This is a genomic window from Cohaesibacter intestini (assembly GCF_003324485.1).
In the GTDB taxonomy this organism is placed as follows: domain Bacteria; phylum Pseudomonadota; class Alphaproteobacteria; order Rhizobiales; family Cohaesibacteraceae; genus Cohaesibacter; species Cohaesibacter intestini.
The window spans coordinates 12,564-34,021 of the sequence record NZ_QODK01000002.1 but is presented as its reverse complement, the minus strand read 5'-3'; the positions used below and the strand labels follow the sequence as shown (position 1 = coordinate 34,021).

Below are 21,458 nucleotides of genomic sequence, written 5' to 3'. Positions count from 1 at the left end.
GGTGACCATTTCCAGCCCGACCCCTCATGGTCGCCCGATTTGTTGCGGCGACATCAAGGTCGCTATCGTCTGGAAATCCCGCATCGAGACAACAACCTTTTGAAAAGACGACATCCGGCATGACTGACAAGCAACCGTTTTTCATTTCCACCGCCATTTCCTATCCCAACGGAGCGCCTCATATCGGGCACGCCTACGAGATGATGGCAACGGATGCCATGGCACGCTTCAAGCGGCTGGATGGTTACAATGTCTTCTTTGTGACCGGCACAGACGAGCATGGCCAGAAGATGCAACAGACGGCGGAGAAGCAGGGACTGACCGCCGCTCAGTTGGCGGACCGCAATGCGCCTGTGTTTGAAGAAATGGCCAAGGCCCTTGGCTGTTCCAATGATGATTTCATTCGCACCTCGCAGCCGCGCCATTATGAGGCGTCAAAGGCCATCTGGAAGGCAATGGAAGAGGCTGGCGACATTTATCTCGACAGCTATGCCGGTTGGTATTCCGTACGCGATGAAGCCTTCTATGCTGAAAGCGAAACCGAACTGCGCGAAGATGGCGTGCGTTATGGTCCACAGGGTTCGCCAGTGGAATGGACCGAAGAGGAAAGCTATTTCTTCCGTCTGTCCAACTATCAGGACAAGCTGATGGAGTTGTATGAAAGCCAACCGGATTTCATGGGCCCGTCCGAGCGCCGCAACGAGGTGATGAGCTTTGTGAAGGGCGGTCTGCGCGATCTGTCAATCTCGCGCACCACCTTTGACTGGGGTATTCCGGTGCCGGGCACAGACAATCACGTTATGTATGTCTGGGTGGATGCGCTGACCAACTATATCACTGCGCTTGGTTACCCGAACATGGACAGTGAGAAGTTCCAGAACTATTGGTCCAATGCCACTCACATCATCGGCAAGGATATCATTCGCTTTCATGCGGTTTACTGGCCTGCTTTCCTGATGTCCGCAGGCATTCCACTGCCCAAGCGTGTCTATGCCCATGGCTTCCTGTTCAACCGCGGCGAGAAAATGTCCAAGTCGGTTGGCAATGTGATCGATCCCTTTGGCTTGATTGAAGAATATGGTCTTGATCAGACCCGTTTCTTCTTCATGCGCGAAGTGCCGTTCGGTCAGGATGGCAATTACAGCCACGAGGCCATCGTTAACCGGACCAATGCCGATCTTGCCAACGATCTGGGCAATCTTGCCAGCCGTTCCTTGTCGATGATCGCCAAGAACTGCGACAAGGCTCTGCCTGCACCGGGGGACTATAGCGCTGAAGACAAAGCGATGTTGGCCCAGGCCGATGGGATGCTGGAAAAATGTCAGGCCTTCATGGACAAGCAACTGATCCATAAGGCGCTTGAAACTGTCTGGGATGTGGTTGGCGAAGCCAACCGGTATTTCGCTTCGCAAGAGCCTTGGGCCTTGCGCAAGACCGATCCAGAGCGGATGAAAACCGTGCTTTATGTCACAGCGGAAGTGATCCGTCAGGTTGGTATTTTGGCTCAGCCTTTCATTCCGACCTCCGCAGGCAAGTTGCTGGATCTGTTCGCTTTGGTAGAAGAGGAGCGTAGCTTTGCGTCGCTTGGTGCTGAGCATCGCCTGAAAGCTGGCACGCCAATTGACAAGCCAAGCCCGGTCTTCCCGCGCTATGTTGAGAAGACCGAAGAAGAGGAATAAATCGCCCCATGCTTGTCGACAGCCACTGCCATCTGGACTTTCCTGATTTCAAGGAAGAGTTGGACGATGTGATCCGGCGTGCCGAATTGGCAGGTGTCGGGCATATGGTGACCATCTGCACTCATATTCGCAAGTTTGATCAGATCAAGGCCATTGCGGAACGCTATGACAATATCTTCTGCTCGGTCGGTACCCATCCGCATAATGCGGATCAGGAGCTGGATTTCAGCGCAGACGATATTGCCAAGCTGGCGGAGCATCCCAAATGCGTGGCGATTGGCGAAGCAGGGCTTGATTATTTCTATGACAATGCCCCAAGGGAAGCGCAGGCTCAGGGCTTGCGCACCCACATCAAGGCGGCGCAGATGACCGGTCTGCCGCTGGTCATTCATTCGCGTGATGCGGATGAAGACATGATCTCGATCCTGAGCGAAGGAATGGAAGAGGGGCCTTATAAAGCCATTCTGCATTGCTTCTCTTCGGGGCGAGAGCTCGCCATGCGGGCGGTGGATATGGGGATGTATGTCTCCCTCTCCGGCATTCTGACCTTCAAACGCTCTCAGGATATCCGTGACATTGTCAGTGATGTCCCACTTGATCGGCTGCTGGTGGAAACCGATGCGCCGTATCTGGCACCGATGCCATATCGCGGCAAGCGCAATGAGCCTGCCTATGTGGCACACACGGCGGAGGTTCTGGCTGACGTCAAAGGCGTCTCGAAGGACGAGATTGCGCAGATCACCACAGACAACTTTTTCCGTCTGTTCAGCAAGGCAGAGCGCAGCTAGACTGCGGATCCTGCGACTTGAGGAAAGCAATGACGGAAAGCGGCTATAAATTTCACATTCTCGGATGCGGGTCTTCTCCCGGCGTGCCACGGGTTGGCAATGACTGGGGCAAATGCGACCCAAACAATCCGAAGAACCGCCGCACCCGTTGTTCTGCACTGGTGGAAAAGTTCGACGGTGACATTGTCACTCGACTGCTGATCGATAGCGGTCCAGATTTTCGCCAGCAAATGCTGACGGCGGGAATCGACTGGGTCGACGGTGTTGTTTACACCCATCCGCATGCGGATCATTTGCACGGTATCGATGACTTGCGGGCCTTTGTGTTCAATCGTCGACAGCGGGTGAAAATCCACGCCAATGCAATGACGATGGAGCGGATCGAGCAAGCCTTTGGCTATTGTCTCAAAACACCCCCGGGCAGTTCTTATCCTCCGATCCTGGATCCGAGCCTGATCGAGCATGGCAAGTTGGTTTCTGTCGAAGGGCCTGCAGGGACGATTGATGCCATGCCTTACAATCAGGTGCATGGCGACATTCACTCGCTGGGCTTTCGTATCGGTAATCTGGCCTATAGCTCCGATGTCAGTGACATTGAGCCTGAGACCGAACTAATGCTGCAGGGCCTTGATGTCTGGATCGTCGATGCACTTCGCTATGCACCTCATCCAAGCCATTTCTCCCTCGATGAGGTGTTGAGCTGGGTGGAGCGGCTGAAGCCGCGCAAAACCATTTTGACTCACATGCATGTCGATATGGATTATGACACTTTGTGCCGGACCTTACCGGACAATGTGGTTCCGGCCTATGACGGGATGGTTCTGTCCTTTGACCGCATCTGAGCGGACTGATGCATGAGCATGCATTGCTGCTGGACAGTCAGCTTCTTTTGATCCAACATTTTCTGATAGCTGATAGCTGATAGCTGATAGCTGATAGCTGATAGCTGATAGCTGATAGCTGATAGCTGATAGCTGATAGCTGTGCTGCGTCTTTGGTCTTTAGGCCTTGCCGCGTTATGCAGCTGTCCATAGGAGACATCGTTGGTTCCAGATAATGCGGATGACAGGTGTGATGTTTGAAGTAGGTGAATTAAGAATATCAGATTAGTCTTTGTTTTTATGATATAATCCAGTCTCAATCGAGAGTGGTCCTCAAAATGACTTTAAGATAAATATTCCATAATATAGATTACACGAATTATGTATATGATCATTGGGACCGTGATACCGATCTCGATATATTTTCAAATTGCCCCCGCTCCACTCTAGCGGATTTGCGCCCTGGCCTCTGATCATGTGCTCACACCGTGACGGCATATGCGCCGCCACGGTGATGTGTGTTGATCGATGCTACCAGTCTTTGCCATCAAGATGATGGGCCATCTCGAAGCTTGCAGGCAATTGGATGGTTGTTTCCAGTCCGGCAATCCGTTCTACGGATACCTGAGCGATGTCATATGCCAATCCGAAGCCAATCTTGAAACCGCCCGTGGCGACAAAGATGCTTTTGGAGTTTGGCAGGAAGCCGACCATCGGGTCTCGCTTGGTGGCTTTTGGGCGAATACCTGCCCAGCGTTGCAGGATTTGAGCGTCCTTTAGCATTGGGCAAAGCGTGTTGGCGTGAGCCCAGATGTCGTCGCAGCGCTCGTCAGTGCTGTTCTCGTCGTCCCATTCTTCCTCTGTGGTGCTGCCAATGGCGCAGACGCCGCCATCGTGCGGTACGACATAGATCTTGCGGTCATAAAGAATGGGCAAGCCATCCGCCTGCCCGACCTTGGCGATCAAGGCCTGACCCTTGATGCCTTTGCCAAGCGCTTCAAGACCCGTCAGACGTTCGAGCATCGGGAAACTGCGATAGCCTGCGGCAAGAACTACGATGCCCGCAGAGAGCGTTTCGCCGCTCTTGAGGGTTACTTCAGCACCGTTGCCAGTGTCTTTGATGTCGACCACTTCCGTGCATTCCAGCAAAGTGCCCGCGCGTTTCTCGACCGATGCTTTGGCTGCCGCACAATAGGCGCGCGGATTGGCCCGGGCTGAGAAATTGTCAAAGGCATAGCCTTCCGGGCAAAGGTCTGTATTCAGCCAGCCATTGAGATTGCTTGGTTCATAGACTCTGTGAAAATAACCAGTTTCTGGTCCATTCCACAAAGTCTCGGCTTCCTTGGATCGGATTTCATGACGCTCGCGAAGATTGGCGGTTGCCAGTGGCACGACGCGGCCGCAGCGGTCGTAGCCAATGGACATTCCAGTCTCTTCCTCAAGTTGCACTTTAACTTTAGAAAGATTTTTCAATGCATTGAATTGAAACTGTTTTTTCTCATTCCATCTTTCAGACATATGGGGCAGCAACGCCCCTAATAGACCATAGCTGGCGCCCTGCCCGATTTCGCCTTTGTCGATCAGCATGGTGCTCAAACCCGCGGCCAAAGTGGCGCGAGCGATGGAAAGGCCAAAGACACCACCACCAATGATGATGACGTCATGGTGCTGTTTGGCGAGAGTTCGGGTGACAGGCGTTTGAGGGCTTGGCATGGGGCTCATTTCTTTTTATGACAGGTAGACTGGCGGCAAACTAAAGCCGCGTATTGTTTGCTGCAACCTACTCCTTTGCCGGAAAAAAGCCATGCCTAAACAGCCCGAACTTGTCTGGCTGGACAATTTGACCCCCAAATCCACACGCTTTGACGATACCTATTATTCCCGCGCCGACGGTCTGGAAGAAACACGTTATGTGTTCCTTGATGGCAATGGCCTGCCGGATCGCTGGCGAGCGGGCGACAATCCGGTAATTGGTGAATTGGGGTTTGGTACCGGATTGAACTTTCTCGCCACATGGCTTGCTTATGGGGCGGCGGTGAACGGTTTGGATGGCTCGGCGCGCTCTGCGCAACAGTCTCTGACATTTGTTTCGGTAGAGAAATATCCGATGGATCGGATGAGCCTTCTGACCGCTTTGTCACCATGGGAGATTCTGCATCCACTGGCCAATCAGTTGGCTGCCGCATGGCAGCCGGAGCAGGCTGGTTGGCAGGCACTGTCCTTTGATGGGGTGCGGCTGCTGCTCTATATCGGTGACGCGGTGGATGCACTCGCTACAATGCCTGTCACCGTCGATGCCTGGTATCTGGATGGCTTCAATCCGAAAACCAATCCGGACCTATGGTCGGGGGCGTTGATGCAGGCTGTGTTTGATGCCAGTACCGATCATGCCACGCTGGCCAGTTACACGGCGGCCGGTTGGGTACGGCGTAATTTGCAGGCCGCTGGCTTCTCCATTGCCAAGCGCAAGGGCTTTGGGCATAAACGGGATATGATCACCGGGTGTAAACCGCCTTCCTCCCTCTCCTCCCATTCAGAAAAATGAGCCAACCATGACAATTGCCCCTTCCCGCGACATTGAGATGCTTGTCGAGATCATGCAACGGTTGCGCGACAAAGAGAGCGGTTGTCCATGGGACATTGAGCAGACCTTTGCATCAATCATTCCCTATACGATCGAAGAAGCCTATGAGGTGCAAGATGCGATCGAGCGCAATGACATGCATGATTTGCGCGAGGAGTTGGGAGACTTGCTGTTGCAAGTTGTCTTCCATGCTCAGATGGGCAGTGAACTGGCGGACGAGCCGGCGCGCTTCGACTTCGGCGATGTGGTTCATGCCATCACCAAGAAGATGATCCGACGCCACCCTCATGTCTTTGGCGATGCGGGTGAGCGTGGCAAAGCCTTGGTGCGGGAGGCATGGGAAGCAATCAAACAGGAAGAAAAAGCGGAGCGTGCCATCCACCGGGCCGAGTTGGGGCTGGAAGATGGGACCAAGGGTCTGCTGGATGATGTGCCGCGCGGGTTGCCGTCCATGAAGGCAGCGGTGAAACTGCAAAAGCAGGCCGGTAGAGTCGGGTTCGACTGGAATGACCCGAAGCTTGTGCTCGACAAGATCATCGAGGAAGCCCAAGAGGTGCGGGCTGAGTTGGATCAGGCCGACGGCACCAATGATGAGGCCATCAAGGATGAGATTGGCGATCTGCTGTTCGCTGTGGCCAATCTTGCGCGTCACATGCATGTGGAACCCGATGAGGCACTGGCTGCGACCAACCAGAAGTTCCGCGACCGCTTTGGCTTCATCGAACAGGAGCTGGAACAGCAGGGCCGCTCGCTCGAAGCCGCCTCACTTGATGAGATGGAACAGCTTTGGCAGCAGGCCAAGAAAAAGTAAGGCTGAAGAGTCCTGGATTTTGGGGGGCTGCGCGAACCAGTCGCTGGGGCTTGAAGGATAGAGAAATGCCAAAGGCCGGGAAGGTTATGTTGCCTTCCCGGCCTTCTCATTATCCGCTCAAACACATCAGTTGACCTGAAAGCGATTAAGCAATTCGGTCTGTAGCTTTTCCGGTGCCCGGATCGTCAGGTCAATACCGTCTTCGCTGTCATTTCGTTCCAGAACATCACAATGACGATAAAGCCACGCGAGCCCTTCTCCATCTTCAAAGCCGAGATGGATCGAAAGAATGTTGTCATTCTGTGCAAGCTTGACTTCGATTTCATGCAGCAGGATATCGGTGCCCTCGCCTGTCGTTGCTGACAGGGCGACGGGTTGCAACTGGCCTGTCGTGCGTGACGGCTGCTGCAAAGCGGCGCGGTCGAGAATTGTTTGCCGCTCTTCCTCTTCGAGCAAATCAATCTTGTTCCATATTTCGATAACGCGTGGATCCTGATAAATTTCGATACCGAGATCATGGAGCACGCTGGCCACATCGGCAGCCTGTGCGCCGGTATCTTCATGCACGATGTCGCGAACATGAAGGATAACATCCGCCTCAAGAACTTCTTCGAGCGTTGCCCGAAAGGCGGCGATCAAATGGGTGGGGAGATCTGAAATGAATCCCACCGTGTCGGACAGAATAATCTGGCGTCCATGAGGCAAAGCCAATGTGCGAAGTGTTGGATCGAGCGTTGCGAACAACAGATCCTTGGCAAAGATGTTGGAGCCGGTCAGCTGGTTGAACAGGGTCGACTTGCCGGCGTTGGTATAACCGACCAGAGCGACAACCGGGTGTGGCACTTTCTGGCGGTTGCTGCGATGCAGGCCACGGGTGCGCCGCACTTGCTCGAGATCTTTTTCAAGGCGGTTGATCTTGTCTTGCAAGGCCCGTCGGTCAGCCTCGATCTGGGTTTCACCGGGGCCACCCATGAAGCCAATGCCACCGCGCTGGCGTTCCAGGTGGGTCCAACTGCGAACCAACCGCCCTTTTTGATAATTGAGATGGGCTAGCTCTACCTGCAGTCGACCTTCTTTGGTCTGGGCGCGACGGCCGAAGATCTCAAGGATCAAACCGGTACGGTCAAGGATCTTGCAACCCCATTCCTTTTCCAGATTGCGTTGCTGGATTGGCGACAGGGCGTGGTCCATTATGACCAACTCAATCTCTTCGTCTTTGATAAGATGGCCCAGTTCGGCCACCTTGCCGGTGCCCAGCAGCGTTGCCGGACGCAAGGCATTCAGAGGAACGCGCAAAACGTGAATGATATCAAGCTCAATCGCTGCGGCCAATCCGGCGGCTTCCTCCAGACGTGCATCATCTGTGCGCCGGATCAGTCGACCTTCAGCGGCGGCCTTGTTTTGCAGCGGTGTGGAAAGAATCGGAACTAGGACAAGTGCGCGGGTCGGGGTTGCTCGGCGATCAATCAGTTTGCCTTCGCCTTTTTCAGCGACCCCGTTTCCCATATCTTTGAAATCGGACAATCAGCCCTCAGTTTTCTCGTTAGTCTCGCCAGCCTCAAAAAGAGACAGCGGGCCGTTTGGCATGATCGTAGAAATTGCATGCTTGTAAACGAGTTGGGAATGCCCATCACGCCGCAGCAGCACGCAAAAATTATCAAACCAGGTTACAACACCTTGCAACTTCACGCCATTGACGAGGAAAATGGTCAATGGTGTCTTCGTCTTACGTACGTGATTAAGAAAGGTATCCTGGAGGTTCTGGGCTCTTTCTGCCATAAGTCCTGCCTTATTGTTGTATTTCATCACTCGGTTATTAACCCGGAAAACGGTTGCAGTATGACGCAGTCATTCCTAATAGACCAGTGACATTCTGATCCTTTTGCAACCGCATAACTTGATTACGGGTCTTGTCCACAAATTGGGGGAAATAGATGCCGAGCACACAGCACAACATCCCCACACATGCCATGCTGCTGCAAATTTAGCGTTTTAAAACGGTTCTAGGGACCGATTCTTTACAGTTTAACCATATCCGTTCGATTGCCAAGCGACAATTGTTATAAATATTCACTTTTGACAAGTCTAAAGCCTTGCAAATGCGTTGAAAGATGAATGCGTTGCTAGTATTGGCGTTTGAGATGCACAGGGTTGCACTATATCTCGTCCTAACGACGCCAGAAATTCAGATTTAACGCCCCAAGCAAGACAATAATTTCGATGCGCCCGAGAACCATCGTGACAATCAGGGCATATTTGACAATCAAATCCATGTCGTAATAGGCCGGCCAAGCGCCCACCTGACTCCAGCCCGTTGTATAGAGGGGGCCGATATTGGAAAAACTGGAGATGGCAGCGACAAGACCGCCATCGAAGTGACCAATGTCATAGGTCACCATGCCGGCAACCACGGCAATCAAAATCATCGACAACAGGAAAGATGACCAGATTGCCTTGAGCAATCGGACAGTAAAGGCACTGCGGCCAATCCTGCCTCCTTGCACTGATGAGGGATGGATGAGACGGCTAATTTCGCTCATTGCCTGAAGGGTCATCGCGCCAATTCGATAGAGTTTCAAACCGCCTGCGGTCGAAAATGGTGTGGCACCAACCAAGGCGACACAGATGACAAGCAGGCTGGGCAGGACGGTGACGTCGGCATGGCGCAGTTCGAAGCCCGAGGTAGAAATGAGCGAAATGGCGGCAAAGAAACCCTGACGCAGCGCCGATGACGGCGGCAAGACGGAGGCACTGCCTGCCAAGCGGAACAAGACAATGGAATAAAGCAAGCCCAGACTAAGCACCAACACCAGCATGGCTATGCTTTCCATATGCTCCCGCAGCAACGGGAACTTGCCGCGTACCGCCATTCGATGCCAGAGCACGCTGGTTGAGCCTATGATCATGCCCATTGCGATGATCAGTTCCGCCATTCGATTGTCATATTCTGCCAGTGTTCCGTCAATTGGCATGAAACCACCAGTCGACAGAGTGGAAAAGGCGAGACAGATAGCATCAAAAGGGGGAATGTCGGCAATGATCAGCAACCAGGCGAGCGTGAGTGTGAGAACCGAATAGGCTGCCGCAATTTGGCGCACCACATAAAGCAGACGCCCCGCATCATCGCCAAGATTGCGTTCGATCACACCAACCTGCTGATTGGGCAAGCCGCCGATGCCGCTCGGGGCCAGAATGAGCAAAAAGCTCAACAGGGTGAGAAGCCCGCCGAACCATTGCAAGATCGCCCGCCAAAAAATCATTGCGGTTGGTACATCGGCTAGGCTGCGAAACATAGTCGAACCCGTCGTGGTCAACCCGGACGCAGCTTCAAACAAGGAATCGATGCCGTTGAGTTGACCGGAAATGACAAACGGAAAGGCCCCGGCCAATGGCAGGCCGAACCATGCCAGCACACACAGCAAAAAGGTCTGGGCGTTGACCAGTTCCTTCTTGTGGCCACGCAAGGCGAAATAGACCCCGCCAGAGAAAAACCCGGTCAGGCCGGATGTCAGCAGGAAGGATCCTGCCAGTTCGCTATCACCTGCGCTCAAGGCGACAAGGGCCGTAGGCAGCATTAACCCGCCTAGGGCGCCAAGCAAAATCGACAGGAAATAGAGGATCGCGATCATGGGTCTCGATATCCGTCGGAATCAGAAGAATTCGAAGCTGACGCGGAACAAAAGCTCCACCTGCTTAACGCGATCGGCGAGAGCAAAAAGGATCACACGGTCGCCGGCCTGTATGGAGACGTCTCCATTGGGGGATAGCACCTTGCCGTCGCGATAGATGGCACCTACGCGAACCCCGTCGGGGAACTCGACACTGCGCAACGGGCGGCCTACCAGTGGTGACGTTTCGAGTGCTTCGGCCTCGATGCCTTCCGCGGCCCCATCTTCTACCGCATGAACGCCTCGAATGCGACCCCGGCGCATATGCTGCAGGATCTTGGAGATGGTAACGGAGCGCGGATTCACGTAGGAATCAATCCCTAGATCATAAGCGAGATCCGGATAGTGAGAATCATTGAGCAGTGCCATGGTGCGCTTGCAGCCCATGCGTTTGGCCATGGCGCAGGACAGAATGTTGACCTGATCGTTGTTGGTTAGGGCGATCAATGTGTCGGTGTCGCGAATGTCTGCTTCCTTGAGAATGTCGCGATCAAGTGCACTGCCCTGCAACACGATCGTATCGTTGAAATCGTTGGCAATCTTGATGGCGCGGTCGCGATTAAGCTCAATCACCTTGGCGCGCGTGCGGTTGCGCCGTTCCTCGATGGCCAGGGCGACATAGCGGCCAATATTGCCCCCGCCTGCTATGACCACGCGATTGGCCTGCCCTTCTTCATGTCCGAAAATGCTCAATGTACGCCAGACCTGTTCGCGTTCAACAACCACATAGGCGCGGTCACCCGCCAGCATCTGATCCTCGGCGTGCGGCACAAACAGGGTGGCGTTGCGCCGGATACCGACAACGACTGCGTTCAAATCCGGGAACAGTTCGGTCAGCTGTCGCAAGGGTGTGTCGACAACAGGGCATTCTTCGGAGCATTCGATGGCGATCATCAGGACCTCACCATCGGCAAAACGGACGGTGTCTTCGGCTCCTGGCATCGCCATGCGCGAAAGAACCATTTCGCCCACTTCCACCTCTGGTGAAATGATCACGTCGATTGGCAGATGTTCGCGCGAGAAGAGATCAGCCCAGTGTTTTTCCAGATAGGATTGCGCGCGGACACGTGCCACTTTGGTCGGAACATTGAAAATCGAATGCGCAACCTGACAGGCAACCATATTGACCTCGTCATACAGGGTGACTGCAATGATCATGTCGGCTTCGTCTGCTCCGGCACGGGCGAGCACGTCGGGATGGGCGCCGTGACCAACATAGCCTCGGACGTCGAGAGAGTCGCGAATGGCAGAAACCAGAGCGGGTGAGCTGTCGATGACCGTGACGTCATTCTGCTCGGATGCCAGATGCCGGGCGATGCCATAGCCAACCTGCCCCGCGCCGCAAATCACCACTTTCATAGCCGATCGCCTTCTATTTATTTTGCATGTTGGAAGGTGTCAGCCAAAGCACTGCCCTACCCTTCACCATGCAACTGGTCCTGCCACAAAGTCTTGTCGAGCCTGCTTTATGGCATATTTTGTCATTCAGCCCAATCTCTTAAACGCATGCCTAGGTTCAATTCCGTGCATGACCGGGATGCCATTTGCTTTCGCTCTGGCTGTGAAACCGCTAAACCACACCCAGACTCTTGAGTTTTCGATGTAAAGCGGATCGTTCCATGCCAACAAATTCTGCGGTTCTTGAGACATTGCCGCCAAAGCGCGCTATCTGGGCTTTGAGATATTCCCGTTCAAACACCTCACGGGCTTTCTTCAGTGGCAGAGACATGATTTGCTCGCCCGCTTCGCCGCTGCCCGGCACACTGGGCGCGGTTTCTCCGACTTCCGAGGGGAGAAGATCGGCGGTAATGATGGCTTGTTCGTCGCCTTTGGTGAGAATCAGCAGACGCTCGATATTGTTGCGCAATTGACGGATGTTGCCCGGCCAGTTATGCGCCTGCAAAATCGCCATGGCGTCTTCACCGATCCTGCGGGCTGGCAAACCAGAAGTGGATGAGAGCATTTCCATGAAATGCAAAACCAGTTCCGGGATATCCTCACGGCGGTCTGCCAAGGCTGGAACAGAGAGCGGAACCACATTGAGACGATGGAATAGATCTTCGCGAAAGTGCCCCTCCTCAACCATGCTTTGCATGTTGCGGGCGGTGGAGGAAATGACGCGGATATCGACCTGCACCGGCTTTTGTCCGCCGACGCGAATAAACTTGCTGGTTGTCAGAACACGGGTCAGTTTGCTCTGGATCTCGTTTGGCAGATCCGCGATTTCCTCAAAATAGATGGTGCCGCCATGGGCTTCTTCCAGCACGCCAATCTTGCGGGCGCTGGTGCCATCGGCTTCGGTACCAAACAGCGCGATTTCGAGATCTTCGTCATTGAACTGGATGGGAGAGAAAGCCACAAAGGCATTGTCGGCGCGGTGGGATTGTTGATGGATGCAGCGTGCGACCAGCTCCTTGCCGGAGCCGGACTGGCCCGAAATCAGGACGCGACTGTTGGTTTGGGCAACGCGGTTGATGGTCTGGCGCAGATGATTCATGACGCTGGACGAACCAACCAGCTTGGTTGTGTCGCCAGAACGAGACTTCAGATCCTTGACCTGCCGTTTCAGAGTCGAAGCCTCGAGGGCGCGTTCAGCAACCAGTATCAGCCGGTCAGCCTTAAAGGGCTTTTCGATGAAGTCATAGGCCCCACGTTTGATGGCTGCCACCGCAGTCTCGACGCCACCATGACCAGAGATCATGACCACTGGCAGCTCCGGATGTTTCTGCTTGATGACAGCGAGCAGGGCGAGGCCATCCAGTCGCGATCCTTGAAGCCAAATGTCAAGGAATATCAGTGATGGACGTCGCTTCTCAATCAATTCGAGCGCTTCGTCGCTATGGGCCGCCATGCGCGTTTCATAGCCCTCATCTTCCAGAAGGCCCGCTACCAGCTCGCGAATATCCACTTCATCGTCAACAACGAGAATATCGGCCGTCATGGTCATTCTCCTTCACTTGTCTTGGTTGCAGGGCTGGCTGGCAATCCCAATCCGGAATTGTAGTTTGCCTCCGATCCATCGTCAGCGCCTTCATCCTGATATTCCGCGACCTTTGGCACCCGCATTTCGATACAGGCTCCACTCGCAAAATCAGACACTTCCTGTGCATCGCGCAAATGAATAGATCCGCCATGCTCCTGCAAGATCTTTCTTACGATCGCCAATCCCAGACCACTGCCGGATTCACGCGTCGTCATATAGGGCTCGAGCAACATTTGTCGGTTGGAGCTTGGCAAGCCGACACCATTGTCGATCACCCGAACGCAATAGGCGTCCGCATCTTCTTTACCGCAGACGGTGATCTGGCCGGGACTGGTTGCCTTGTCCTCGCTCCTGCCAATCGCTTCCGTCGCATTCTTGACCACATTGGCAACCGCTTGCGACAGAAGCCTTTGGTCAAATGATCCGGGCATCTTCTCCGGTATGTCTGTGTTAAAAGTGATATCCTGATTGGCCACCTCAATCAGAAAGACCGATTGCTTGATCACTTCGGACAGGTCTCCGGGCTCGAATACCGGTTTGGGCATGCGGGCAAAGGAGGAAAATTCATCGATCATGCGGCCGATATCGCCAACCTGACGCACGATGGTGTTCACGCATTGGTCAAACACCTTGCGGTCATCTTCCGCCACCTTGTTGCCATAGCGTCGTCTGAGGCGCTCGGCTGACAATTGGATGGGTGTCAGCGGGTTTTTGATTTCGTGGGCAATGCGGCGGGCGACATCTGCCCACGCAGCTGACCGTTGGGCAGATACGAGGTCGGTCACGTCATCGAGGGTAACGACATAGGAATGCACATCTTCTTCGCCTCGTTCCGAGGTGACGCGGACGCGCATGGCGTGTTCTATGCCGTCGCGTACAATGGCTACCTGTTCTTCTTTGTGCGCCCCGATTTTGCTTTCGGCCCCTTCGACCAGCGGAGCGATCTCGGGCAAGACATCGCGCAAATCCTCCCCAAGGAGATCGCTTTCCCTTGCATTGAGCAAGTCCTGAACCGACGGATTCGCAAGGGTAATCAATCCAGTCGCATCGACACCGATGACACCGGCACTGACCCCTTGCAACATGGCTTCGGTGAAACGTCGACGGGCATCCATCGCGTCGCGTGCGAGAATTAACTCATCCCGCTGGGACCGCAGCTCCATGGTCATGGTGTTGAAGGTGTTGTTGAGGTTGCTGAAATCAGACGAACGCTGATCGATTGGCAACTGAACGAACAGATCGCCGTTGCGGACGCTTTCTGCCGCCGAAATCAAGCGCCGGATGGGCGAAACAAGGGTGTTGGCAAAGCCAATGGCGAACCATGTGGTGGAGAGCAGGATGATCAATCCCGCACCAACATACAGAATGGCAAAGGCGGTCTGGATACTCGAACGGCTTTCAAAAAATGCCTGATATTCCTGCACATTCTCCGATGTCATGCGCAGGAAGTTCGACACCACCGGATCAATCACGCGCACAATGAAGAGATAGGCATCGCTAAACTCATCCAGCCGCATGATGCCGGCGACGAGGTTGGACTCGCCCAACGCGATCAATACGGGCTGACTGCGGGCCTGTTCCAGCAAATCTTTGGTTGGCATTCTGGGAACCGGCTGATTGAGGCGACTTGGTGAGGCCATCATTTCCGTTCCCTCACCGTCCACGACAAAAGCAGCCGGAATGCCACGAATACGGGTTTGACGCGCAAAGATTGCCCTGAAGCGGTCTTCTGCCAACAGAAAATAGGGTTCGGATTCATTCAGCACACGACCAATGCCGAGCAGCTCGTTGCGCAGAACACGGGCATGCTCCTGATTGTACGCATCGGCAACTGTTTTTGAGCTGTTGATGATGGCCAGCGTGCGCGACGAGAACCAGCGATCAAGGCCCTGATCAAGTGTGATAGAGGCAAAAATCGCCACCAGAATGGTCGGGGCCGCTGCCACCAAAGCGAACAGGCCCATCACCCGGATATGAAGCCCTGCCCCGGCGCGGCCCTTCTGGCGCGCCCACAGCATTCGAGTTGCTTCCCAACCGATCATCAGGGTCAGCAGCACCAGCATGACCCCGTTGATGATCATTGCAATGCCGATGACCTGCTCGGTTGGCTCAATTGATGTAAGACCCAGCAGGATGACGAAAGAAACCATCCCGGACAGCACGGCCAGGATGACCATGATCAAGCCGGCGATGCGCGACCAGCTACGCTTGTCCGATTGGTTGGCGCTGACGCTGATATTGTCGGTCAGTGTATCCAACGGGTCACGCCACAAGGAGGCTTTTTGTTTGGGTTCGTTATGAGACATACTCGACACGCGCGGCGTTTCCTTCGCAAAGGGCCTGGCTTTTGGAAGAAGCAGGCCCTTTCTATTCCTCTGAATTGTTGCCTAAATGTGACAGGTCTTGGAGGGCCTGTCCATGGTCAACGGAGAAACTGTGTCGGAAAAGTCACAGATGTTCTGTATCAAAGAGCTCGAATAATGTATCAGGCTCCTCTAACGACTTGAATTTCTAAGTCTTTTATCTTCTTGCGCAAGGTGTTGCGGTTCAGCCCGAGGAGCTCGGCAGTCTTGATCTGGTTGCCTTTGGTTGCAGCCAAAGACGCACAAATCAGGGGAAACTCGATTTCCCGAAGCAGTCGATGATAAAGGCCCGGAGGTGGAAGGCTGTCACCATATTCCTTGAATAGTTGTTCCAGATAGGATTCCATCGCGCCGGACAGACTCTGAACCTTCTGTTCTGGCTGGATTTCCGAAGTCAGACTGATCTGATTGAGTTCATTTTCAATCTGAACACTGGTGATGGTTTCCTGCGGATAAAGGGCTGCAAGACGCCGCACCAGATTTTCCAACTCTCGCACGTTGCCCGGCCAGCGATAGCGCAGCATGACGTCGAGGGCTTCTGGCTGGAGTTGTTTGACCGGCAGGCCTTCGCGTTCACCAATGGCAAAGAAGTGGCGGACCAGATCCTTGATGTCTTCAGAGCGTTCACGCAATGGCGGCAAGCGCATCGGGACAACATTGAGACGGAAGAACAAATCTTCGCGGAATAGCCCCTGATGAATGAGAGACTGAAGATCCTTGTTGGTGGCGGCGACAATGCGAACATTGGTCTTGATCGGGGTACGACCGCCGACCGTGGTATATTCGCCCTGCTGAAGGACACGCAGCAGACGGGTTTGCGCCTCCATCGGCATGTCGCCGATCTCGTCAAGGAACAGGGTGCCGCCTTCGGCCATTTCGAACTTGCCTGCCGAGCGGCCATGGGCGCCGGTGAAGGAGCCTTTTTCGTGGCCGAACAACTCGGACTCGATCAGATCCTTGGGAATGGCCGCCATGTTGATGGCAACGAACGGACCTTTGCGGCGCTTGCCATAATCATGCAGGGCGCGGGCGACCAGTTCCTTGCCGGTGCCGCTTTCGCCGGTGACCATGACGGTCAGGTCGTTCTGCATCAGGCGCGCCAGCATGCGATAGATGTCCTGCATCGCGGCTGACCGGCCGATCAGAGGAATGTCCATCCCATCCTCTTCGGAAACCTGCAGGCTGGGGCGTGGCTCAGACAGTGCGCGCCCGGCAATGTTGATCAGCTCTTTCAGATCGAAAGGTTTGGGGAGATATTCATAAGCGCCGCGCTCGGAGGCCTTGATGGCGGTCATGAAGGTGTTTTGTGCACTCATGACGATGACCGGCAAATGCGGTCTTGCCTTTTTGATGCGCGGCAGCACGTCAAAAATATTCTCATCCGGCATCACGACATCGGTGATCACCAGATCGCCCTCGCCCTGTGAAATCCAGCTCCACAAAGTGGTGGCGTTGGAGGTCAGCCGCACCGTGTAACCTGCCCGGGACAGGGCCTGATTGAGCACTGTGCGGATTGCAGTATCGTCGTCGGCAAGAAGGATTGTCCCTTTGCTCATGGTCCAAACTCCTATGAATGGCTTTCGTCGCTGGTGGGCAGCATGACGCGGAAAACGGTATGGCGGCCTGCAGTGTCAAACTCGATGACGCCGCCATGGTCGCCAATCAATTTGGCAACCAGCGCCAATCCAAGGCCGGATCCGTTGGTCTTGGAAGTAACAAACGGGTCGAACAGGCAATCCTCGATTTCTTTCGGGATGCCGGGTCCATTGTCTTTGACACAGATCTCCAATGGCAGAGAGGTCTTCTCTGCAGAACCCGGCACCTGTATGCGGATGCCGGGGCGGAATGCTGTGGTCAGCTCGATTTCCGGATCCTGCGTATCAAGGATCGCTTCGGCAGCATTCTTGACAAGGTTCAGGAAGACCTGAACCAGTTGATCCTGATTGGCATAAACGGCAGGCAGGGACGGGTCATAATGCTCGGTGAGGCGGATTTTGTCCCCAAACTCGGCGTGCGCCAATTGCTTGACCCGATCAAGAACGACGTGAATGTTGACCGCTTCCCGCTCTACCGGGCGCTGATCGGAAAAGACTTCCATCCGGTCAATCAGGCGCACGATGCGGTCGGTTTCTTCGGTGATCAGTTGCGTCAGGGCGCGGTCTGCATCCGAGACTGAGCTTTCCAGCAACTGGGCAGCCCCACGAATGCCCGAAAGTGGGTTCTTGACTTCATGGCCCAGCATGGCGGCAAGTCCGGTGACCGAGCGGGCAGAGTCCCGATGCGTCAGTTGGCGATCCATTTTGTCGGCGATTGAGCGTTCATGCAGCATCACCACGACCGCGCCAGTGCGGTCTTGCACCGGACCGGCATAGACATCGACAACCTTATCGACACCGATGCGCGGGTTGGAGATGTCGACGCGATATTCATTGACCGGAGCCAACCGGTCACGGGCCTGTTCTACCAATGCCAGCACCGGACTGCCAAAGGGCAGAAGATCTGACAATTTGTGTCGGGCCAGATAGGTTGCGCTTGACTGGAAGAAGAACTGTGCCATGTCGTTGGCTGCAATGACAAAACTGTCCTCATCGACCATGATGACAGGATGCGGCAAGGCGCTCATCATTGACTGGTAAGGCACTTCTGTCGGATTCGGGCTCTTTTGTCTCTCACTCATGCAACCTGCCTCTCTGCAGCCACGCTGAAAAAGTCGCGCAAGCCAGCGCGGACCTCTTTCGGATCGTCGGCTGTTAAAATTCTCTTTCTCAGTTGTGCCGCGAGTGAACCGCTAAGGTCTGTCTGCTCGGTCACAGTATCCATGTACCAGCCCAGATGCTTGCGGGCGCAGCGCACACCGACCACATCCGGGTAATAGTCGATCATCCTGTCATAATGCTCGCAGATCAGCTCAAGCAGAGCTGTGCTTTCAGGTGCGCTCCGGCGCGAGCCAGTGTGTAGATAGTGCGCAATGTGGCCGGGAAGCCAGGGACGACCATAGGCACCACGTCCGATCATCAGCCCGTCTGCGCCGGACTGTTGGAGAATGTCGGGCGCGTCGCTCTCATCGAGCACATCGCCATTGGCAATAAGCGGAATGGTGACGGCATCCGCTACCGCCTTGATGGCAGACCAGTCAGCATTGCCTTTGTAGAATTGATTGCGGGTGCGGCCATGGACGGTTACCAGAGCGACGCCGCTCTGTTCAGCACGAGCGGCAAGTTCTGGTGCGTTCAGACTGTCAACATCCCAGCCGAGGCGCATCTTGACCGTTACGGGGACTTCGACGGCTTCCACCACGGCATCAATCAGACTCAGGGCCTGATCGAGATCGCGCATCAAAGCCGAGCCGGAATAACCGGAAATGACCTTCTTGGCCGGGCAACCCATATTGATGTCAATGAGGGAGGCCCCTGCCCCTTCGCTGATTTTGGCAGCTTCGGCCATCCAATCGGGGCGGTTGCCTGCCAGCTGTACCGCATGAATGTCCATGCCCTGCCCTTCGGCTCGCAGACGCATCTCTTCCTTGCCGACAGCGAACGCTTTGCTTGCGACCATCTCGGAGACCACAAGCCCTGCCCCGAATCGCCTTGCGATCTCCCGGAATGGCAAATCCGTGATGCCTGACATCGGAGCCAGAAAAACGGCGTTTGGTACCGTTACCGATCCGATGGACAGTGGATTTGCGGCAGAATGGAGGGGTGTAGTCGTCATAAAGCTCTCTTGATACAGCTACAATTGGAGCTCAGTATAAAGATGCCTAATAAATGTGCAAGCTAATTCGATGGTCAATATTTAGTCATTCACACCCTTTGCACCCAAAAGCCCCAGAAAGCACCTTGACCCCTCGCCTAATATGTTTGAAAGCAGCTGGGAAGAGTTCATAAACCGGAAAAGGCTCCGAAATGACGTCAGCCGCCATCATTGTCGCCGCAGGGTCCGGCAGTCGTGCACGCCGACCTGAAGATCAGGTAGCCAAACAATATGTCGAAGTTGCGGGCAGAATGGTGCTGGCCCACACGCTGGATGTGTTTGCCAAAAGCACTGTGATTGACGTTGCGCTGGTTGTGATTGCCGAAGGCGATGAAGCGCTCTATGCGGCGGCTTTCTCCTCTTTGTCAGCGTCGGAGCGCGCGAAATTCTGTGCACCGGTGATGGGTGGCGCAACGCGGCAGGCGTCGGTTCTGAATGGACTGCGTGCTCTAGAGGTCCATCAGCCCGACAAGGTGTTGATCCATGATGCAGCGAGGCCCTTTGTGACCGGCGACACTCTTGAGCGCTGCCTTGATGCCCTAGCCAGTCACAAGGCTTGTCTGGTTGCCAGTCCGGTGACCGATACGATCAAGCAGATTGATGGCGCTGGCTATATTGCCGCGACAATTGATCGCACCGTTCTTTGGTCCGCACAGACACCACAGGGCTTTGACTATCCCTTCATTCTTGCGGCCCATGAGGCGGTGAGCGAACAACATGATCTCACTTTCACGGATGATGCTGCGGTCGCTGAATGGGCGGGTGAGCGCGTCTGGATCGTTGAAGGCAGCTCAAAGAATATCAAACTGACCAATCCGGAAGATCTCGATATGGCTGACAAGACAATGCGTGAACGCACCTCATCCACCCAACAGGGCTCTTCTGCTCCACTGACGGATATTCGCTTAGGCACCGGCTATGACGTTCACGCGTTCGATGACGGGGATGCCGTGATCATTGGCGGCGTCTCAATTCCGCATGACAGGAAGCTGAAAGGGCATTCAGACGCTGATGTTGGCCTGCACGCGATCACGGATGCGATCCTCGGAGCGATCGCTGATGGTGACATCGGCACACATTTCCCGCCATCGGACCCGCAGTGGAAAGGGGCTCCGTCTGATTTGTTTCTCAAGGATGCGGTACGACGTGTGCGTGAGCTGGGTGGCAAGATTGGTAATATTGATCTGACCGTCATTTGCGAGGCGCCGAAAATTGGTCCGCATCGTCCGGCAATGCGCACCACGATTGCCGGCATCTGCGAGATCGCAATCGGGCGGGTCAGCGTCAAGGCAACCACAAGCGAACGCCTTGGTTTTACTGGCAGAAAAGAGGGTATTGCGGCACTGGCAAGTGCTTGCATACATTTGCCGGATCCTGATCTATAATGCGGCCGGATGGGTAGCTATCCCAAGTTGCAATCACTCAGTCAAGGATCAAGCCATGTACGCGCATTCGGTCGCCACAGAGATGGCCAAGGAGGCCATCAAATTCGCCATCAGGAATGAAATCAAAATTGTCACTGCAGAATCTTGCACGGCCGGCTTGGTTAGCGCGACCTTGACCGAGGTTGCGGGTGCATCGGCTGTTCTGGATCGTGGCTTTGTCACCTATTCCAACGAGGCCAAGGTTGAAATGCTTGGTGTGGATGCCGGGTTGATCGACAAATTGGGAGCCGTGAGTGAAGAAGTTGCACGTGCAATGGCGGATGGTGCGCTGGAAAAATCGAATGCCGATATCGCAATTGCGGTGACTGGCATAGCCGGGCCTGATGGTGGAACGCCCGAAAAGCCTGTCGGTCTTGTGCATTTTGCTCTGTCACGCAAAGGCAAGGAGCAGCGCCATGAGCGACGGATATTCTCTGCAATGGATCGTGCAAATGTGCGTGCGGCCACGGTGGAGCGTGCGCTCGTGATGCTTATCGAGTCAGTCACCAACAGAGGATTTGTTTCCATTGATTGAATGATATTCTTTTCTTGTGAAACGAAATATTCTTGCAAGGGGTGTCCGATCA

At 54.6% G+C, this 21,458-nt stretch carries 17 protein-coding genes; 7 read left to right on the top strand and 10 right to left on the bottom strand.

Annotation, left to right across the window (positions count from 1 at the left end; genetic code table 11):
- Positions 1–119 precede the first annotated feature (119 nt).
- From metG to DSD30_RS05705, 3 genes are read left to right on the top strand one after another with little or no spacing between them, the layout of a single operon-like run.
- On the top strand, positions 120–1,679 hold the full coding sequence (metG, locus tag DSD30_RS05715; protein WP_245418383.1) for a methionine--tRNA ligase: 1,560 nt from the start codon (positions 120–122) through the stop codon (positions 1,677–1,679).
- Positions 1,680–1,687: 8 nt separating this feature from the next.
- Positions 1,688–2,467, top strand: a complete 780-nt coding sequence (locus tag DSD30_RS05710) for a TatD family hydrolase (protein WP_114008692.1) — start codon at positions 1,688–1,690, stop codon at positions 2,465–2,467.
- A 29-nt stretch (positions 2,468–2,496) separates the two neighbouring features.
- Complete coding sequence (locus DSD30_RS05705) at positions 2,497–3,309, top strand: MBL fold metallo-hydrolase (protein WP_114008691.1); 813 nt, start codon at positions 2,497–2,499, stop codon at positions 3,307–3,309.
- A 510-nt stretch (positions 3,310–3,819) separates the two neighbouring features.
- Here the strand turns inward: DSD30_RS05705 and DSD30_RS05695 are convergent.
- Complete coding sequence (locus DSD30_RS05695; RefSeq protein ID WP_157967577.1) at positions 3,820–5,001, bottom strand: NAD(P)/FAD-dependent oxidoreductase; 1,182 nt, start codon at positions 4,999–5,001, stop codon at positions 3,820–3,822.
- Positions 5,002–5,092: 91 nt separating this feature from the next.
- Here DSD30_RS05695 and mnmC2 point away from each other — a divergent pair, with 91 nt between their 5' ends.
- Together mnmC2 and mazG are read left to right on the top strand one after the other, a co-directional pair.
- Entirely contained in the window at positions 5,093–5,833 is a 741-nt protein-coding gene (gene mnmC2, locus DSD30_RS05690) for a tRNA (5-methylaminomethyl-2-thiouridine)(34)-methyltransferase MnmC2 (protein ID WP_114008688.1), read from the top strand.
- A 13-nt stretch (positions 5,834–5,846) separates the two neighbouring features.
- The gene (gene mazG, locus DSD30_RS05685) at positions 5,847–6,683 is read left to right on the top strand and encodes a nucleoside triphosphate pyrophosphohydrolase (RefSeq protein ID WP_114009610.1); all 837 of its coding nucleotides are present in this window, start codon (positions 5,847–5,849) and stop codon (positions 6,681–6,683) included.
- Between the two features lie 126 nt (positions 6,684–6,809).
- Here mazG and hflX read toward each other — a convergent pair whose 3' ends face one another.
- The 9 genes from hflX to dusB form a co-directional block, all read right to left on the bottom strand.
- A complete protein-coding gene (gene hflX, locus DSD30_RS05680; RefSeq protein ID WP_114009609.1) occupies positions 6,810–8,189 on the bottom strand; it encodes a GTPase HflX in 1,380 nt (459 codons plus the stop codon).
- 18 nt (positions 8,190–8,207) lie between these two features.
- Positions 8,208–8,489, bottom strand: a complete 282-nt coding sequence (hfq, locus tag DSD30_RS05675; RefSeq protein ID WP_114008687.1) for an RNA chaperone Hfq — start codon at positions 8,487–8,489, stop codon at positions 8,208–8,210.
- A gap of 362 nt (positions 8,490–8,851) precedes the next feature.
- A complete protein-coding gene (locus tag DSD30_RS05670; RefSeq protein ID WP_114008686.1) occupies positions 8,852–10,312 on the bottom strand; it encodes a TrkH family potassium uptake protein in 1,461 nt (486 codons plus the stop codon).
- A 21-nt stretch (positions 10,313–10,333) separates the two neighbouring features.
- On the bottom strand, positions 10,334–11,710 hold the full coding sequence (gene trkA / locus DSD30_RS05665; protein WP_114008685.1) for a Trk system potassium transporter TrkA: 1,377 nt from the start codon (positions 11,708–11,710) through the stop codon (positions 10,334–10,336).
- A 211-nt stretch (positions 11,711–11,921) separates the two neighbouring features.
- Entirely contained in the window at positions 11,922–13,292 is a 1,371-nt protein-coding gene (gene ntrX, locus DSD30_RS05660) for a nitrogen assimilation response regulator NtrX (protein WP_114009608.1), read from the bottom strand.
- Positions 13,293–13,294: 2 nt separating this feature from the next.
- Positions 13,295–15,640, bottom strand: a complete 2,346-nt coding sequence (locus DSD30_RS05655) for a sensor histidine kinase NtrY-like (RefSeq protein WP_114008684.1) — start codon at positions 15,638–15,640, stop codon at positions 13,295–13,297.
- 179 nt (positions 15,641–15,819) lie between these two features.
- Positions 15,820–17,253 (bottom strand): nitrogen regulation protein NR(I), encoded by a 1,434-nt coding sequence (gene ntrC, locus DSD30_RS05650; RefSeq protein ID WP_114008683.1) that lies wholly within the window; start codon positions 17,251–17,253, stop codon positions 15,820–15,822.
- An 11-nt stretch (positions 17,254–17,264) separates the two neighbouring features.
- Positions 17,265–18,374 (bottom strand): two-component system sensor histidine kinase NtrB, encoded by a 1,110-nt coding sequence (locus DSD30_RS05645; RefSeq protein WP_114008682.1) that lies wholly within the window; start codon positions 18,372–18,374, stop codon positions 17,265–17,267.
- Complete coding sequence (gene dusB / locus DSD30_RS05640) at positions 18,371–19,408, bottom strand: tRNA dihydrouridine synthase DusB (RefSeq protein ID WP_114008681.1); 1,038 nt, start codon at positions 19,406–19,408, stop codon at positions 18,371–18,373. Before dusB ends, DSD30_RS05645 begins: the two co-directional genes overlap by 4 nt.
- A gap of 191 nt (positions 19,409–19,599) precedes the next feature.
- Here dusB and DSD30_RS05635 point away from each other — a divergent pair, with 191 nt between their 5' ends.
- Together DSD30_RS05635 and DSD30_RS05630 are read left to right on the top strand one after the other, a co-directional pair.
- Complete coding sequence (locus DSD30_RS05635) at positions 19,600–20,832, top strand: bifunctional 2-C-methyl-D-erythritol 4-phosphate cytidylyltransferase/2-C-methyl-D-erythritol 2,4-cyclodiphosphate synthase (RefSeq protein ID WP_114008680.1); 1,233 nt, start codon at positions 19,600–19,602, stop codon at positions 20,830–20,832.
- Positions 20,756–21,406 (top strand): CinA family protein, encoded by a 651-nt coding sequence (locus DSD30_RS05630; RefSeq protein ID WP_342635034.1) that lies wholly within the window; start codon positions 20,756–20,758, stop codon positions 21,404–21,406. Before DSD30_RS05635 ends, DSD30_RS05630 begins: the two co-directional genes overlap by 77 nt.
- Positions 21,407–21,458: the final 52 nt, after the last annotated feature.

Excerpts from the sequence above, each read along its gene's own strand:
- metG (WP_245418383.1), top strand. The coding sequence starts at position 120 with ATGACTGACAAGCAACCGTTTTTCATTTCCACCGCCATTTCCTATCCC.
- DSD30_RS05710 (WP_114008692.1), top strand. The coding sequence starts at position 1,688 with ATGCTTGTCGACAGCCACTGCCATCTGGACTTTCCTGATTTCAAGGAA.
- DSD30_RS05705 (WP_114008691.1), top strand. The coding sequence starts at position 2,497 with ATGACGGAAAGCGGCTATAAATTTCACATTCTCGGATGCGGGTCTTCT.
- DSD30_RS05695 (WP_157967577.1), bottom strand. The coding sequence starts at position 5,001 with ATGCCAAGCCCTCAAACGCCTGTCACCCGAACTCTCGCCAAACAGCAC.
- mnmC2 (WP_114008688.1), top strand. The coding sequence starts at position 5,093 with ATGCCTAAACAGCCCGAACTTGTCTGGCTGGACAATTTGACCCCCAAA.
- hflX (WP_114009609.1), bottom strand. The coding sequence starts at position 8,189 with ATGGGAAACGGGGTCGCTGAAAAAGGCGAAGGCAAACTGATTGATCGC.
- hfq (WP_114008687.1), bottom strand. The coding sequence starts at position 8,489 with ATGAAATACAACAATAAGGCAGGACTTATGGCAGAAAGAGCCCAGAAC.
- DSD30_RS05670 (WP_114008686.1), bottom strand. The coding sequence starts at position 10,312 with ATGATCGCGATCCTCTATTTCCTGTCGATTTTGCTTGGCGCCCTAGGC.
- trkA (WP_114008685.1), bottom strand. The coding sequence starts at position 11,710 with ATGAAAGTGGTGATTTGCGGCGCGGGGCAGGTTGGCTATGGCATCGCC.
- ntrX (WP_114009608.1), bottom strand. The coding sequence starts at position 13,292 with ATGACGGCCGATATTCTCGTTGTTGACGATGAAGTGGATATTCGCGAG.
- DSD30_RS05655 (WP_114008684.1), bottom strand. The coding sequence starts at position 15,640 with ATGTCTCATAACGAACCCAAACAAAAAGCCTCCTTGTGGCGTGACCCG.
- ntrC (WP_114008683.1), bottom strand. The coding sequence starts at position 17,253 with ATGAGCAAAGGGACAATCCTTCTTGCCGACGACGATACTGCAATCCGC.
- DSD30_RS05645 (WP_114008682.1), bottom strand. The coding sequence starts at position 18,374 with ATGAGTGAGAGACAAAAGAGCCCGAATCCGACAGAAGTGCCTTACCAG.
- dusB (WP_114008681.1), bottom strand. The coding sequence starts at position 19,408 with ATGACGACTACACCCCTCCATTCTGCCGCAAATCCACTGTCCATCGGA.
- DSD30_RS05635 (WP_114008680.1), top strand. The coding sequence starts at position 19,600 with ATGACGTCAGCCGCCATCATTGTCGCCGCAGGGTCCGGCAGTCGTGCA.